Raw genomic sequence first — 14172 nt, 5'->3', positions numbered from 1 at the left:
GCCTGCTCAATTTTACGAGAGGAATACATATTGCGAAGGTACGCATAGATGGTCACCTTGAGCAACATCCGGGGATGGTAACTGGAGGTACCTCCTCCTTTATAACTTCGCTCCAGGTCAGCGATGTCGATTTGATCAATAATCGTATTGACGATCCTAACGGGATGATGGGCAGGGACCAGATCATCATAACTGGGAGGTAAAAGACTTAACTGCGACTGGTCATAGGTCTTAAATACTGCTTTGGCTTTCATTACATGAAAATACTAAAAACCAGAAAATAATACAACAAAAAAGGCTGCCTTTTCAGACAGCCTCTTTTAATTTTCTCTTCTGCCTAGTACTAGAATTGGTATCTAATACCTAAAGCAATATCTGGTGAGAATTCATTTAAAACATCGTTATCACTAAAGAATCCAAATTCTGGTCTAACATCTAATGATATTAATAGTGGAATATCGAAGTCGTACTCTATACCAACATTACCGGCAAGAAAAAGGTAAGTTCCATCGTCACCATCTCTGTCGTTAAAACGAGTATCGTCAACTCCAAGAAGACCAGCACCTGCACCGGCGTACCAGTTAAAGCCTCCTTCTATATTCCAAACCCATTGATAAATTCCGGTAAGTTTAAAAGCGTCATAATCGCTGTTATCTCTCCATCCAAGGTCTAATTCCAAACGGTTGTTGTTGCTACCAACAGCTCTTTGGTAAGAAATTTCGGCTCCAACACCATCGCCGCCTCCAAATCTAAGTCCAAGGGCGTTATCTGAAATGGTTTGGGCTTCTGCCTGATTGTAAAATGTTGCGCCGATTATAAAAGCGGCGAGTAAAAATAATTTTTTCATAGTTAGCGTTTTTAGAATTGTTGTCAAATTTAAATGTTAAAACATGATCTGAAACGGATGGGACGCCAATCTATTGTTAATATTGTATAAAAATCTGTTAAGCGTTTCAGGCAAAATTCTCTATTTTTATCGCGTTATTATGAAAGAAAAACTCTACCACTTAGCCCAGGAAATTGAAGGCCAGTTATATGACGATAAATTATGGCGTTCAATTTACGCAACAGATGCGTCGGTTTATCGCGAAATGCCGTTGGCAGTCTGTTATCCAAAAGATGAAAATGATTTAAAGAAACTTATAAAATTTGCAAAAGCGCAAAAAACTTCTTTAATCCCAAGAACCGCCGGAACTTCGCTGGCAGGCCAGTGTGTGGGAGATGGGATTGTAGTAGATGTATCTAAACACTTTACAAAAATCTTAAATATAGACCAGGAGGCTAAAACCGTAAGCTTACAACCTGGTGTAATTCGCGACGATCTAAACAGGGTTTTGAATGAATACGGATTATTTTTTGGCCCCAATACTTCAACTTCCAACCGCTGTATGATTGGCGGAATGGTAGGAAATAATTCCAGCGGAACCACTTCAATTAAATATGGCACAACTCGCGAAAAGCTAGTTTCTCTAAAAACTATTTTAAGCGACGGCAGTGAGGCCGAATTTAAAGATATTTCTGCGGAAGGATTTCAGGAAAAATTGAAATTAGAAAACCTGGAAGGAGAAATTTACCGTAAAATTAATGAGCAACTCTCTTCCGAAGAAAATAAAAAGGAACTTATAGAAAAGTTTCCGCCTAAAAGTTTACATAGAAGAAATACGGGATATGCGATAGATGAATTGTTGTATGCAGAAGTTTTTTCTAAAGATTCTACCGAACCTTTAAATTTATGCAAATTACTATGCGGAAGCGAGGGTACCTTAGCCTTTACTACTGAAATCACGCTGAAGCTTGATGATCTTCAGCCTCCGGAAGCAGCGATGATCGCAGCGCATTTTGATAGTATAGAAAGCTGTATGCAAGCTGTGGTTCCCGTAATGCAGCATTCGTTGTACACCTGCGAAATGATGGATAAAACCATCTTAGATTGTACAAAGCAAAACCTTAAATACAAAGAAAACAGGTTTTTTATTGAAGGCGATCCCAAAGCGATACTGATGCTGGAGATAAGGGCCAATACAGCAAAAGAAGTCCAGGAACAAAGTCAAAAAGTACTGGATACCTTAAAAGATTCTAATCTAAGTTATGCCTACCCGGTTTTGATGGGCGACCAAATAGAACTGGCGATAGAACTTCGGAAAGCCGGCCTTGGACTTTTAGGGAATATTATAGGAGACAAAAAGGCCGTTGCCTGTATAGAAGATACCGCAGTGGCTATTCCATTTTTGGCTGATTATATATCGGAATTTGCAGAGATAATGAAGAATTACGGTCAGGATGCTGTGTATTACGCACACGCCGGAGCCGGGGAAATTCATTTACGTCCAATCTTGAATTTAAAGAAATCTGAAGACGTAAAACTCTTTAGAAGTATAACTACCGATGTTGCTAAATTGGTTAAAAAATACAATGGATCTTTAAGTGGCGAGCACGGAGACGGTAGGGTAAGAGCCGAATTCATTGAAATGATGATTGGCCCTAAGAACTATCAGCTTCTTAGGGATATTAAATTCACTTTTGACCCCAATAATATTTTTAATCCCGGAAAGATCACCGATACCGCTCCAATGGATACTTCGCTTCGCTATGAAGTAGACCGAAAGGAACCGGAAATTTCAACTTTAATGGATTTTTCAGAATCTGAGGGTATTCTTAAACTTTCTGAAAAATGTAATGGTAGCGGCGACTGCCGAAAATCGGCTGAAGCGGGTGGAACAATGTGCCCCAGTTATCGCGCTACTAAAGATGAAAAAGATACCACACGTGCCCGGGCAAATACTTTGCGTGAATTTTTAACCAATTCAGATAAAAGTAACCGGTTTAACCACGAAGAAATAAAAGAAGCTTTTGATCTCTGTATTAGTTGTAAAGGTTGTAAAAGCGAATGCCCTTCTAGTGTAGATGTTGCTGCTTTAAAAGCCGAATTTCAATACCAATATCAAAAAGAAAACGGTAAAAGTTTAAGAAGTAAGATCTTTGCCAATAATGGTAAAATGAATGGTCTTGCATCCAAAACTCCGGGTATTGCTAATTTTTTCTTTAAAAATTCTCTGGCTTCCGGCATCGCTAAAAAGATAATGGGCGTAGCTCCAGAAAGAACCTTACCAATTTTAGCCAAACAAACGCTGGCAAACTACTATCAAAAGAATAAGCGTCGCTTTCAGATTGAAAATCCTATCAAAACAGTCTATTTATTTAACGATGAATTTACCAATTTCCTGGATTCAGAAATAGGAGTTGACGCTTTAGAATTACTGTATCAACTTAATTATCGCGTAGAATTTGTGAAACACGAGGAAAGTGGAAGAAGCCACATTTCTAAAGGTTTCCTGGAAGAAGCTAAGGTTTTTGTGGATAAGAACGTAAGTCTGTTTAAGGATATAATTTCTGAAGAATCACCGTTAATTGGATTAGAACCTTCGGCGATCTTAAGTTTTAGAGATGAATATTTAAGATTAGCCGATAATAAACCTGAAGCAGAAAAACTGGCAAAAAACTCTTTTATAATTGAAGAATTCTTGAAAAAAGAGATCGCTCTTGGCAATATAAATCCCGATCAATTTACTTCAGCAGAAAAAAATATTAAAATTCACGGGCACTGCCACCAAAAAGCACTTTCTAACACAGCCATAACTTTTGATGTTCTAAATCTGCCTAAGAATTTTAAAGTAAGCATAATTCCATCAGGTTGTTGTGGAATGGCGGGCTCTTTTGGTTATGAAAAAGAACATTACGAAGTAAGTATGAATATTGGCGAACAAACTTTGTTCCCGGCGGTTAGAAAAACTCCTGAAGAGACCGTTATTTCAGCCAATGGAACTAGTTGTAGGCATCAAATTTTTGATGGGACACAGCGGCAGGCCAAGCACCCCGTGAGTATTTTAAGGGAAGCTCTGGTTTAATCCTTTTTTATAACGGTAACTGCGGCTACCAAAGGTTTTTGCTTTTTTAGTTCGCTAAAATAGGTAAGGTTCCATTTCTTATCTTCATACTCCAGGACGCTTAAGTTTTCTATCCAATCGCCTGAATTTAAATATAAGCAGGTTCCTTTCTTATTGGTTTTCCTAATTATTTTGGGCTGGTGAATATGGCCGCAGATCACATATTTATAGCCGTTTTCTATGGCCAGATCTGAAACTGTTTTTTCAAAACTGGCTATAAATTTCCCGGCATTTTTAACGCTGTTCTTAATTTTTTTAGAAAGCGAATATTTCTTTTTACCCATTTTCACCAAAACCTGATTCAATAAACGGTTAATCAAAATCAATAGATCGTAGCCCCAGCCGCCCAGTTTAGCGATCCATTTCGCTTTGTGAATTCCAACATCAAATACATCTCCGTGAAAAAACCAGGCTTTTTTACCGTCCAGTTCCAAAACTAGTTTATCGGTAATACGCAAATCTCCAATTTGGGTGTCACTAAATTTTCTTAGAAATTCGTCATGATTTCCGGTGATATAGATCACTTCGGTACCCTTACTACTAAGATCAATGATCTTTTTAATTACTTCTAAATGAGTTTTAGGGAAATAACTTTTCCTAAACTGCCAGATATCTATAAAATCTCCGTTGAGTATCAACTTTTTGGGCTGTACACTATCCAGATATTCAATCAGCTCTGCGGCATGAGCGCCAAACGTACCGAGATGTACATCTGAAATTACTACTATTTCGGGTTTTCTCTTAATAAACAATGGTGTGCATTTCTTTCTATACAAATAACACAAAAGCATAGGTTTAAGACCTTCAATTAATTTTATTGAATATTTACCAAATCATTAATAAGTAAGCGGTTTGTTAGGTTAATATTAAATGGAGATACATTTTTAAATATTGCCTGAAAAAATTACATTTGTTCAAAATCAATAAAATGGCAGGAAATTCCTTCGGAAAATTATTCAAACTCACCACTTTTGGAGAATCCCACGGGCTTGCCATTGGAGGAATTATTGACGGATGTCCAGCAGGAATTCAGCTGGATCTGGAAAAAATACAGTTAGAACTCAATCGTAGAAAGCCAGGTCAATCGGCTATTGTAACGCAAAGAAAAGAACCCGATACCGTAGAATTTTATTCGGGAATTTTTGAAGAAAAAACTACCGGAACTCCTATTGGGTTTGTGATTAAAAATGCCAACCAGAAATCTAAAGATTATTCACATATAAAAGACACGTATCGTCCCAGCCACGCCGATTATACTTACGATGAAAAGTATGGTGTACGGGATTACCGTGGTGGCGGAAGATCTTCTGCGCGCGAAACTGCCTGTAGGGTAGTGGCAGGCGCTGTGGCAAAACAGTTTTTAAAAGATATTCAATTTAATGCCTATACCGCATCGGTAGGGAAAATTGAGCTGGATAAGAATATTAAAGAGCTTGATTTCAGTTTAATTGAAACTAATGCTGTGCGTTGTCCAGATCCTGCTTCCGCAGAAAAAATGGAAGACTATATTAAGCAGATTAGAAAGGAAGGAGATACCGTAGGCGGTACTGTGCAATGTGTGATTAAAAATATGCCGAAAGGTCTTGGAGAGCCGGTTTTTGATAAACTTCATGCCGAACTGGGTAAGGCCATGCTTTCCATAAATGCGGTAAAAGGTTTTGAATACGGTAGCGGATTTGAAGGTACTAAAATGAAAGGCAGCGAGCATAACGACTTGTTTAATGAAGATGGAACCACCAGAACCAATTTAAGTGGTGGAATACAGGGCGGCATTTCTAACGGAATGGATATTTATTTCAATGTAGCCTTTAAACCTGTGGCTACTATTATGCAAAAACAAGACACTATAAATAAACAAGGCGAGAATGTTGAAATGCAGGGGAAAGGTAGACACGATCCCTGCGTTGTACCAAGAGCTGTACCCATTGTTGAAGCAATGGCTGCACTTGTAATCGCCGATTATTTGCTTCAGAATAAAAGTTCAAAAATTTAATTGATTTAAATCCTGAAATTTACTTAGCATGAAAAAACTTGCACTGCACTGGCAGATTTTACTTGGAATGGCTGCCGGGGTGATATTTGCCCTTATTCTTACCAATTTTAGCTGGGGAGCAGAATTTATTGGAGATTGGGTTAAACCCTTCGGTAATATTTTCATCAATGCTTTAAAGCTTATTGCAGTGCCACTTATTTTGGCTTCTTTAATAAAAGGAATTTCAGATCTTAAAGATATTTCCAAGCTCTCTAAAATGGGAGCTCGTACTATCGGGATTTATATTTTCACCACTGTAATTGCTGTTTCCATTGGTCTTGGGATGGTTAACCTTATTAAACCGGGTAACGCAATTACTGCAGAAACACAACAGGATTTAATAGCTAGTTACGAGGGAGATGCATCTGGTGTGAAGGCTAATGCCGACAAACAAAGGGAATCAGGGCCATTGCAGGCTTTAGAAGATATTGTTCCAGATAATATTTTTGCTGCGGCAGGGGATAATGCCAATATGCTACAGGTTATTTTCTTCGCAATTTTCTTCGGAATTGGTCTTATTCTTATTCCTGAAAAAACAGCAAAACCGGTTAAAGATTTCTTTGATGGTTTTAATGAAGTGATCCTGAAGATGATTGATTTGATAATGTTAACCGCACCTTATGGTGTATTTGCATTGTTAGCCGCTCTAGTGGTAGAATCACCAAGTACCGATCTTTTTGCCGCCCTGGCTATGTACGGAGTTACTGTGCTTATAGGCTTGGCTTTAATGATTGGGTTCTATATTCTTTTGGTTTGGGTTGTTACTAAAAACAAACCTTCTTTCTTTATTAACGGAATTGCCCCAGCACAGTTATTGGCTTTTTCAACCAGTTCCAGTGCCGCTACTTTACCGGTAACTATGGAAAGAGTAGAAGAGCATATGGGCGTAAGCCGGGAAGTTTCCAGTTTTGTTTTGCCAATTGGCGCTACAATAAATATGGATGGAACCAGTCTTTACCAGGCTATTGCCGCCGTTTTTATTGCTCAGGCCTTTGGTATGGACCTTAGTATTGGTGCACAACTGGGAATTATCGCTACGGCCACTTTAGCCTCTATTGGCTCTGCAGCGGTGCCTGGAGCGGGAATGGTAATGCTGGTAATTGTTCTTGCCCAAGCCGGAATTCCTGAAGCAGGATTGGCACTTATTTTTGCGGTAGACAGGCCTTTAGATATGTGCCGAACTACAGTAAACGTAACCGGTGATGCAGCCGTTTCACTTATGGTCGCTAAATCTGTTAACAAGATGGGGCCACCAAACGTAAAAGAATGGGATGATGATTACCATCCTGATCAGAATGAAGATGATACGCCAAATAAAGTGGAGGAGAAAGAAAAAGCTTAATCCAGAAATTTAGATTTTAACTCTGGCGTTGGGATCATACAGGATTCTTTTTTGCCATACCATTTATATCGGTTATTGGCTACAAAATTGTAGATACCGTCGCGTAATCCTTCCGGTATAAAAAGGAAGTTTTTAAGAAGAGAATATCCGCCCGAAAGTTCCCTGGAAATCTCCAGGGCAGCGGTAGATTTTTGGAAATAAGCCACTCCGGGATCGATTAAGATTATTGAATCTAATTCTTCTGGATCCATCCCGCGTTCTGCTACCAGCTTTTTACCAATTTCACTCTGTAAGGAAGCAAAACGGAAAGTATCTTTTTTGTCGTGCTTAATGATAAAGGTAACCGCGCCGTTGCAAAGATTACACACGCCATCAAAAAGAATAATTTTTTTATCTTTTGGTAATTCCATCTTATTTCTTTTTCATTGCCTGCACCAGTTCCAGTTTCTCTACATCTACCTGCGTGGTAAACATCCCATAGTTTACCGTGGCTTTTCCTTTTTCTATTTTATCTAAGGTCCCTACAGAACGGCTATCTTCTAATCTAACTCTATCACCGATCTTCGGATTAATCTTTGGTTTATTCGCTTCCTGTCTTTCTTTCTCAGTGATTTTGGCCTTTTCTTCCTTTTTCTTTTTCCGTATAACCGAAACCTCTTTTTTAACTTCTTGCTGTACCTTTTTCTCTTTTTCTTTCTGAATCTTGCGCTGCTTTGCAGACTCTTTTTTACGCTTGGAATTTTCTATTTCTACAAACTTTAGAAATTCGCCAATTAGCTCTTTTTTCTTTTTATTCTCAAAATATTTCTCGCTAAGCTCATTCACCTTTTGTCCCATATAAATGAGACGTTGGTTACTATCATATAATTCCTGGTAGCTTTCCAATTTCTGCTGAATCCTGCTATTGGTTTCTTCAAGTTTATCTTTTTCCTGCGCTGCCTTTAATTCCTTTGTCTTTAAAGAATCTGTTGTTTTCTGAAGTTTGGAACGTTCTTTTTGGAGCTTTGCAATACTTCTGTCAAAGCGTATTTTTCCTTTTTCAACTTTCTTACGCGAGCGATTAATCAGGCTATAGGGAATGCCATTCTTTTGAGCGACTTCAAAAGTAAATGAGCTACCGGCTTCCCCAACCTGGAGTTTATAAATTGGCTCCAGGCTACTGGAATCAAAAAGCATATTGGCATTGCTCATATTCGGCATCTCGTTAGCCAGCTTTTTTAAGTTTGCATAATGAGTAGTTAAGATTCCGAAGGATTCCTTTTCATAAAAAACCTCCAGGAAAGTTTCGGCTAAAGCACCACCAAGTTCTGGATCACTTCCCGTTCCAAACTCATCGATAAGAAAGAGTGTTCTATCATCACATTTCCGAAGAAAATAATTCATATTCTTGAGTCGGTAGCTATACGTACTCAAATGGTTTTCTATAGATTGATTATCTCCAATATCAGTAAGTATTTTTTCAAAGAGACACATTCTACTGTATTCGTGCACCGGCACTAAAATCCCGCTTTGCAGCATAACCTGTAATAAACCAACGGTTTTTAAAGTGATACTTTTACCGCCGGCGTTGGGACCAGAGATAACAATAATCCTATTGTCTTTTGCCAGCTCAATACTTTGCGGATAAGTTTTATCGCCTTTCTTTTTATTACTTAAATAGAGCAGCGGGTGATAGGCATCTTTTAGCTGAAGTTCCCGTTCTTTCGTGATCGTAGGCAGCAAACCATTGGTCATTTCAGCATATTTCGCTTTTGCTGCAATCACATCTATTTCGCAAAGCAAATTCTGATAATCTATTAAAAGAGGTTTAAACGGTCTTATTCTATTGGTGAGTTCCTTTAGAATTCGTTTTATTTCCTCTTTTTCCTCATACTCCAGATTATTAAGTTCTCGGGTATATTGATAAGTCGCTTCCGGTTGAATATAAACGATGCTACCGGTTTTTGAGTTGCCTAAAATTCCGCCTTTAACTTTACGGCGATGCATTGCGCTTACCGCTAAAACCCTCACATTTTCTACTACACTTTCCCGAATTTCATCTAGATATCCGTAAGAATGATAGGTGGTAAGCGCTTTGGCAAAACTGGAATTTATCTGGCCCTTTACCGAATTTATAGAACGTCTAACCGATTGCAATAGGGGAGAGGCATCATCTTTTAAATCCCCAAATTTATCGATCACACGGCCAATATTATCTACAATTTCCTTGGTATATTCTACCTCTGAAGTGGTTTTGTATAAACTGGGATAATACTCCTCAAATTTCCTGAAAAACTTAATATGTGTATTTACCGTTTCTGAAAGGCTGGAAATTTTCCTGAAGCTACTAACTTCCAGAATCGAATCTTCAATTTCTAGCGTGCGCAGCTCGTTTTTAATGGTTTCAAAACCGTGATTTGGGATTCGGCTTTCCCTGGTTTTAGAACTTAAATATTCATTGGTTTGGTGAAGTCCGAAAAGTGTTTCATTTCCCGTTTTATAAGGCTGAAGTTTTAAAGCTTTTTCCTTGCCGGGCCCAGTGATGCACAAGTCTGAAATTTGCTGGCAAACAACTGGAAATTCAAGGTCTATAAGGCTTTTGGATGCAATTTTAATCATAAATAAATTTCCCTACTTTTGAGGTTCTGCAAATTTACTTAATAAAATGAAGGTAGCGATACACCCCAGCTGGAAAAAAGAACTGGCTGATGAATTTGAAAAAGATTATTTTAAAAATCTTACAGAATTTGTAAAAGTGGAATACAACGCAAACACCTGCTATCCGAAGGGAAGTGATATATTTTCAGCATTTGATCATTCCACATTTTCAAATACTAAAGTGGTAATTTTAGGTCAGGATCCTTACCACGGTGTGGGACAGGCTAACGGACTTTCATTCTCGGTTAATGATGGTATTCAATCCCCACCTTCACTGCAAAATATCTTTAAGGAAATAGAGCATGATCTAGGAAAGCCGGTTCCAAATTCTGGAAATCTGGAACGCTGGGCGAATCAGGGTGTTTTATTATTAAATGCAACTTTAACGGTTAGGGCTCACCAGGCGGGATCGCACCAAAAGAAAGGTTGGGAGCAATTTACCGATAGGGTTATAGAAATTATTTCTTCAGAAAAAGAAAACGTGGTCTTCTTGCTTTGGGGTGGCTATGCGAAAAAGAAAGGAGCCAAAATTGACTCCTCTAAACATCTTATTTTAACCAGTGGGCATCCTTCTCCTTTAAGTGCAAATCGTGGATATTGGTTCGGTAATAAGCATTTTAGCAAAGCAAATACTTATTTAAAGGAAAACGGAAAAGAGCCTATAGACTGGTAATATTAGAATCTGAATCCAAGATTTACATTAAACTGGCCCACAATAGTTGGAGATTTTTCGGTAAACAAATTTCTACCTATTCCTGCGCCTAGATCTAAGAAGAAACCACCGGTAGAAACAAATTTGCCACCCACACCAAATCCAAGTGCGAAATCGGTGTAATCTTGATATTCATAGGAACCATAACCATCATTTGAATCGTACACATAGGAATCATATTCACCGCTGGAAAGCATTCCGAAACCGTGAACATAAAATCCGCGGGCATATTTATCGCTAAAGAAATACTTATATTTCCCAGTAAGCGAAAAATCTTTATAAAAAGCATCATCCACGGCTTCCCTGTCTTTGTTTAGAGCCTGGATAAAGGCCTCGATGGCCCAACTGGAATTTTTGTCAAGAATACGCTCATAAGTAAGATCTATAGCACCGAAAGCAACTAGATTAAGCGCGCCAATGCTTAATTCGTTTTGAGTGATATCTCTTTTGTCGGGAGTTTGATTTTGTTCTGCTATGCTGTCTTGTGCAAAAGTTAATGTAGAAATAAATAGAAATAATGGTAAAAATAAATTTTTCATTTAATGGGGGATGATTGATGAATAATGGCTACAAATTATGAATAAATTCGGAAAAAGGCTGTTTTTTTGAAATTAAATTAAGTTCTAGTAGTTTATCCTGTACTTTTTCTATCTCTTCTTCAGATAATTGCTCCTGACTCCAGGAAGTGATTTCCAGCCATTTTTGAATATCTTCTAATCGCTGATCATACCTTTCGGCTAATTTTTCAGCCATTTTTGGAAGGTCCTTAAAGCGTTTTGACTCTTTATTTAAAACTTCCAACATTTTCCTGATTCGCTCTGGTTCATTTTTTAAAGTTTCGTTTCTTGCTGCGATAACAAAACAAGGCCAGGGCGTTGGGCAATCTGCCAATCTTCTAAATACGCGTTTATCTACCAATGGTTTTGTGGTAAAATGCTCCCACATAAAGTATTGAGCCTCATCTTCTTTTAAAGATTTTACAGCACCATCCAGATCCTTTACTATTTCAAATTTAAGATCATTGGTATCCCATTCATGATTTTGTGCATTTACGTAAGACATAAGGTGAGACCCACTTCCTTTTCTACTTATTGCCGCCTTTGTATTTTTAAGTTCTTCAACCGAATTATATTTTGAACCGGCAGCCACATGAATTCCCCAAACTAAAGGAGTACCAATATAAGTTTGAATGATCTTGCTTTCGTTTCCGGAAATAATATCTTTTATAATTCCTTCAGTTAAAATTACCGCAACATCAATTTCTCCTGAACGTAAGGCTTTGTTCATTGCGCCCGTTCCGCCCGGAAAATCTTTCCAAATCACGTTTAGATCTTTATCCTCAAAAAGTTTTTCTTCAATGCATAAATGCCAAGGAAGATTAAAATGTTCGGGTACGCCACCTACTTTTATTGTTTTCATAAGCTATGTTTTTCCTTTAAATAATTATAAATCTCATACTGTGACCGCACCGATTTTTCGTTTTCTCCTTTTTGCACATATTCATTCTTTTCATCGGCATCCTGAATCCTCGCTTTTACGTTATCCTTCAGCTGAATATCCAGAATTTCTTTAAATTCCTGTGCAACATCTTTATCCAGAATAGGGGAGAGCACCTCTATACGCCGGGATAGATTACGTGACATCCAATCTGCACTACCATAATACATCTTTTCATCGCCTCCATTTTCAAAAATGTAAATTCTGCCGTGCTCTAAAAAGCGATCAACAATACTGGTAATATAAATTTTTTCACTTAAACCTTCAATTCCGGGAATTAAACAAGTAAATCCGCGAACCAATAATCTTATTTCCACACCGGCATTGCTGGCTTTGTAAAGTAAATCGATCATTTCGGGATCTTCAAGACTATTCATTTTAGCGGTGATCTTCGCCTTTTTGCCTTCTCTCGCGTTATCAATCTCGTTATAAATGAGTTTAATAAATTCCTGACGGGTGGAAAAAGGTGAAATCAATAAGTTCTTTTCCCGCGGAATGATCAATTCTCCCTCCAATACTTTGAATAGGCGGGATAATTCTTTCGCTATTTGTTTGTTAGAAGTAAAAATTGCGTGATCACAGTATATTTTTGAAGTTTCACTATTAAAATTACCGGTACCTATATAAGAGTAATTAACCAGATCTTCCCCTTCCATGCGTTGTACCAACATAATTTTAGAGTGGACCTTAATTTTTGGGTAGGAGTAAATTACATTGGCACCCTTTTCTTCAAATTTACGTCCCCAAATTATATTGTTTTCTTCATCAAACCTGGCTTTTGCTTCTACGAACACGGTAACTTGTTTTCCGTTCTCTAAAGCTTTTAGCAGCAAACTGGTTAATCTAGATTCATCTGCCACACGGTAAAGAGAAATTTTAATTGCAGTTACATCTTTATCCTCAACCGCTTGTTCCAAAAATTTTTCTACATAGGCAAAAGACATATATGGAAAATGAACTGCCTGATCCTTTTCTGAAATTGTCTCGAAATAATTCTTAGAATTAGCCAAAACTTTATGTTCAATTTCCGGCATTTCTTTGTAGTGCAGCTCGGGATTATTTGTAGGATCCGGGAAGGAAAAGAAATCATTGAAATTATGATATTTTCCACCGGGCATCATATCTATTTTTCCAAGCTTCAGGAGTTTTCTTATTTTCTTATGAAGAAAATCTGGCATTTTAGCATCATATAACAAACGGGTAGGCTGGCCATCGGTTCTTTGCGCCAGGGAATCATAAATTTTTTCAGCTAAAACTCCTTCATAAATATCTTCAATATAAAGCTCGGCATCTCGCGAAAGTTTAATTTCATAAACACCTTCTATATTTTGATCTTTGAAAATATCACTTACCTGGCTTCTAATAATTTCGTCTAAATAGGTGATTGAGTTCTCTTCACCATCACCTTCCAGTTTAACAAATCTTCCGCAGGTTTCTACGGGAATATTTACGATACCAAGCTTTTCTTTATTAGTAAAACTTACCACCAGGTATAATTCGGCATTTTCCAGGAATAATTCATTTTCTTCTTCAAGATCAATTATTTCTGGTGTGATATGCTCTTTTATTTTCTGCTGAAAAAAGTTAGCCGCAAAATCTTTTTGAACTTTATTGAAATGATCGGCATCTATTAAATAAATTCCATTTTTAGCAAGTTCTGGCAGAATTTGTTTCTGATAGATTTCTCCAAATTTATGTTGCTGAAGTTTAACCTCTTCAAGAATTTCCTTGGTGGTTCTTGTTGGTTTTAAAGCGAGTTTTTTGCGAATACTTTTCTCTACACGCTTCATTTGCCGAAGCTGCGCCACCCTTACCCTAAAATATTCGTCTAAATTAGATGAAAAAATGGCCAAAAAACGAATCCGCTCGTAAAGCGGATTGATCTTATCTTCAGCCTCCTGTAAGACTCTTGCGTTAAAACTCAACCAGTTAAGGTCTCTATGCCTTAATGGAATTTCTTGTGGTTCCTGCATTATTGATTAGTGGTTTAATCAAAAATACAAATAAG

At 37.7% G+C, this 14172-nt stretch carries 12 protein-coding genes; 4 read left to right on the top strand and 8 right to left on the bottom strand.

Going from position 1 to position 14172, the window contains the following annotated elements:
• On the bottom strand, positions 1–254 hold a 254-nt coding region (locus B5440_RS15430), incomplete at its 3' end, for a transposase (RefSeq protein ID WP_143533301.1).
• Between the two features lie 89 nt (positions 255–343).
• On the bottom strand, positions 344–847 hold the full coding sequence (locus B5440_RS06110; protein WP_070055235.1) for a hypothetical protein: 504 nt from the start codon (positions 845–847) through the stop codon (positions 344–346).
• Positions 848–986: 139 nt separating this feature from the next.
• On the opposite strand from B5440_RS06110, the gene B5440_RS06105 reads away from it, so the two are divergent.
• On the top strand, positions 987–3905 hold the full coding sequence (locus B5440_RS06105) for an FAD-binding and (Fe-S)-binding domain-containing protein (protein ID WP_070055236.1): 2919 nt from the start codon (positions 987–989) through the stop codon (positions 3903–3905).
• Here the strand turns inward: B5440_RS06105 and B5440_RS06100 are convergent.
• Positions 3902–4696: a UDP-2,3-diacylglucosamine diphosphatase gene (locus B5440_RS06100; RefSeq protein WP_234996360.1), complete on the bottom strand. Its 795-nt coding sequence runs from the start codon at positions 4694–4696 to the stop codon at positions 3902–3904. The genes B5440_RS06105 and B5440_RS06100 overlap by 4 nt on opposite strands.
• Positions 4697–4872: 176 nt before the next feature.
• On the opposite strand from B5440_RS06100, the gene aroC reads away from it, so the two are divergent.
• Positions 4873–5937 (top strand): chorismate synthase, encoded by a 1065-nt coding sequence (gene aroC / locus B5440_RS06095; RefSeq protein ID WP_070055238.1) that lies wholly within the window; start codon positions 4873–4875, stop codon positions 5935–5937.
• Positions 5938–5965: 28 nt separating this feature from the next.
• Positions 5966–7318 carry a dicarboxylate/amino acid:cation symporter gene (locus B5440_RS06090; protein ID WP_070055239.1) on the top strand — a complete coding sequence of 451 codons (1353 nt, stop codon included), beginning with the start codon at positions 5966–5968 and terminating at the stop codon, positions 7316–7318.
• On the opposite strand, the gene B5440_RS06085 is transcribed toward B5440_RS06090, so the two are convergent.
• Both B5440_RS06085 and B5440_RS06080 read right to left on the bottom strand, forming a co-directional pair.
• On the bottom strand, positions 7315–7728 hold the full coding sequence (locus B5440_RS06085) for a thiol-disulfide oxidoreductase DCC family protein (RefSeq protein ID WP_070055240.1): 414 nt from the start codon (positions 7726–7728) through the stop codon (positions 7315–7317). The genes B5440_RS06090 and B5440_RS06085 overlap by 4 nt on opposite strands.
• A gap of 1 nt (position 7729) precedes the next feature.
• On the bottom strand, positions 7730–9916 hold the full coding sequence (locus B5440_RS06080) for an endonuclease MutS2 (protein WP_070055241.1): 2187 nt from the start codon (positions 9914–9916) through the stop codon (positions 7730–7732).
• 46 nt (positions 9917–9962) lie between these two features.
• Here B5440_RS06080 and B5440_RS06075 point away from each other — a divergent pair, with 46 nt between their 5' ends.
• Positions 9963–10628 carry a uracil-DNA glycosylase gene (locus tag B5440_RS06075; RefSeq protein ID WP_070055242.1) on the top strand — a complete coding sequence of 222 codons (666 nt, stop codon included), beginning with the start codon at positions 9963–9965 and terminating at the stop codon, positions 10626–10628.
• A 2-nt stretch (positions 10629–10630) separates the two neighbouring features.
• Here B5440_RS06075 and B5440_RS06070 read toward each other — a convergent pair whose 3' ends face one another.
• From B5440_RS06070 to ppk1, 3 genes are read right to left on the bottom strand one after another with little or no spacing between them, the layout of a single operon-like run.
• Entirely contained in the window at positions 10631–11206 is a 576-nt protein-coding gene (locus tag B5440_RS06070; RefSeq protein WP_070055243.1) for a hypothetical protein, read from the bottom strand.
• A 28-nt stretch (positions 11207–11234) separates the two neighbouring features.
• The gene (locus B5440_RS06065) at positions 11235–12086 is read right to left on the bottom strand and encodes a substrate-binding domain-containing protein (protein WP_070055244.1); all 852 of its coding nucleotides are present in this window, start codon (positions 12084–12086) and stop codon (positions 11235–11237) included.
• Positions 12083–14137, bottom strand: a complete 2055-nt coding sequence (ppk1, locus tag B5440_RS06060) for a polyphosphate kinase 1 (RefSeq protein WP_070055245.1) — start codon at positions 14135–14137, stop codon at positions 12083–12085. The genes B5440_RS06065 and ppk1 overlap by 4 nt, the downstream gene beginning before the upstream one ends.
• Between the last annotated feature and the right edge of the window lie 35 nt (positions 14138–14172).

Source organism: Salegentibacter salarius (genome assembly GCF_900168265.1).
Classification (GTDB): Bacteria; Bacteroidota; Bacteroidia; order Flavobacteriales; family Flavobacteriaceae; genus Salegentibacter; species Salegentibacter salarius.
This window is presented reverse-complemented; position numbering and strand designations above follow the sequence as displayed.

Bases quoted from the DNA above. Each gene is read 5' to 3' on its own strand.
- B5440_RS06110 (WP_070055235.1), bottom strand. From the start codon at position 847: ATGAAAAAATTATTTTTACTCGCCGCTTTTATAATCGGCGCAACATTT.
- B5440_RS06105 (WP_070055236.1), top strand. From the start codon at position 987: ATGAAAGAAAAACTCTACCACTTAGCCCAGGAAATTGAAGGCCAGTTA.
- aroC (WP_070055238.1), top strand. From the start codon at position 4,873: ATGGCAGGAAATTCCTTCGGAAAATTATTCAAACTCACCACTTTTGGA.
- B5440_RS06090 (WP_070055239.1), top strand. From the start codon at position 5,966: ATGAAAAAACTTGCACTGCACTGGCAGATTTTACTTGGAATGGCTGCC.
- B5440_RS06085 (WP_070055240.1), bottom strand. From the start codon at position 7,728: ATGGAATTACCAAAAGATAAAAAAATTATTCTTTTTGATGGCGTGTGT.
- B5440_RS06080 (WP_070055241.1), bottom strand. From the start codon at position 9,916: ATGATTAAAATTGCATCCAAAAGCCTTATAGACCTTGAATTTCCAGTT.
- B5440_RS06075 (WP_070055242.1), top strand. From the start codon at position 9,963: ATGAAGGTAGCGATACACCCCAGCTGGAAAAAAGAACTGGCTGATGAA.
- B5440_RS06070 (WP_070055243.1), bottom strand. From the start codon at position 11,206: ATGAAAAATTTATTTTTACCATTATTTCTATTTATTTCTACATTAACT.
- B5440_RS06065 (WP_070055244.1), bottom strand. From the start codon at position 12,086: ATGAAAACAATAAAAGTAGGTGGCGTACCCGAACATTTTAATCTTCCT.
- ppk1 (WP_070055245.1), bottom strand. From the start codon at position 14,137: ATGCAGGAACCACAAGAAATTCCATTAAGGCATAGAGACCTTAACTGG.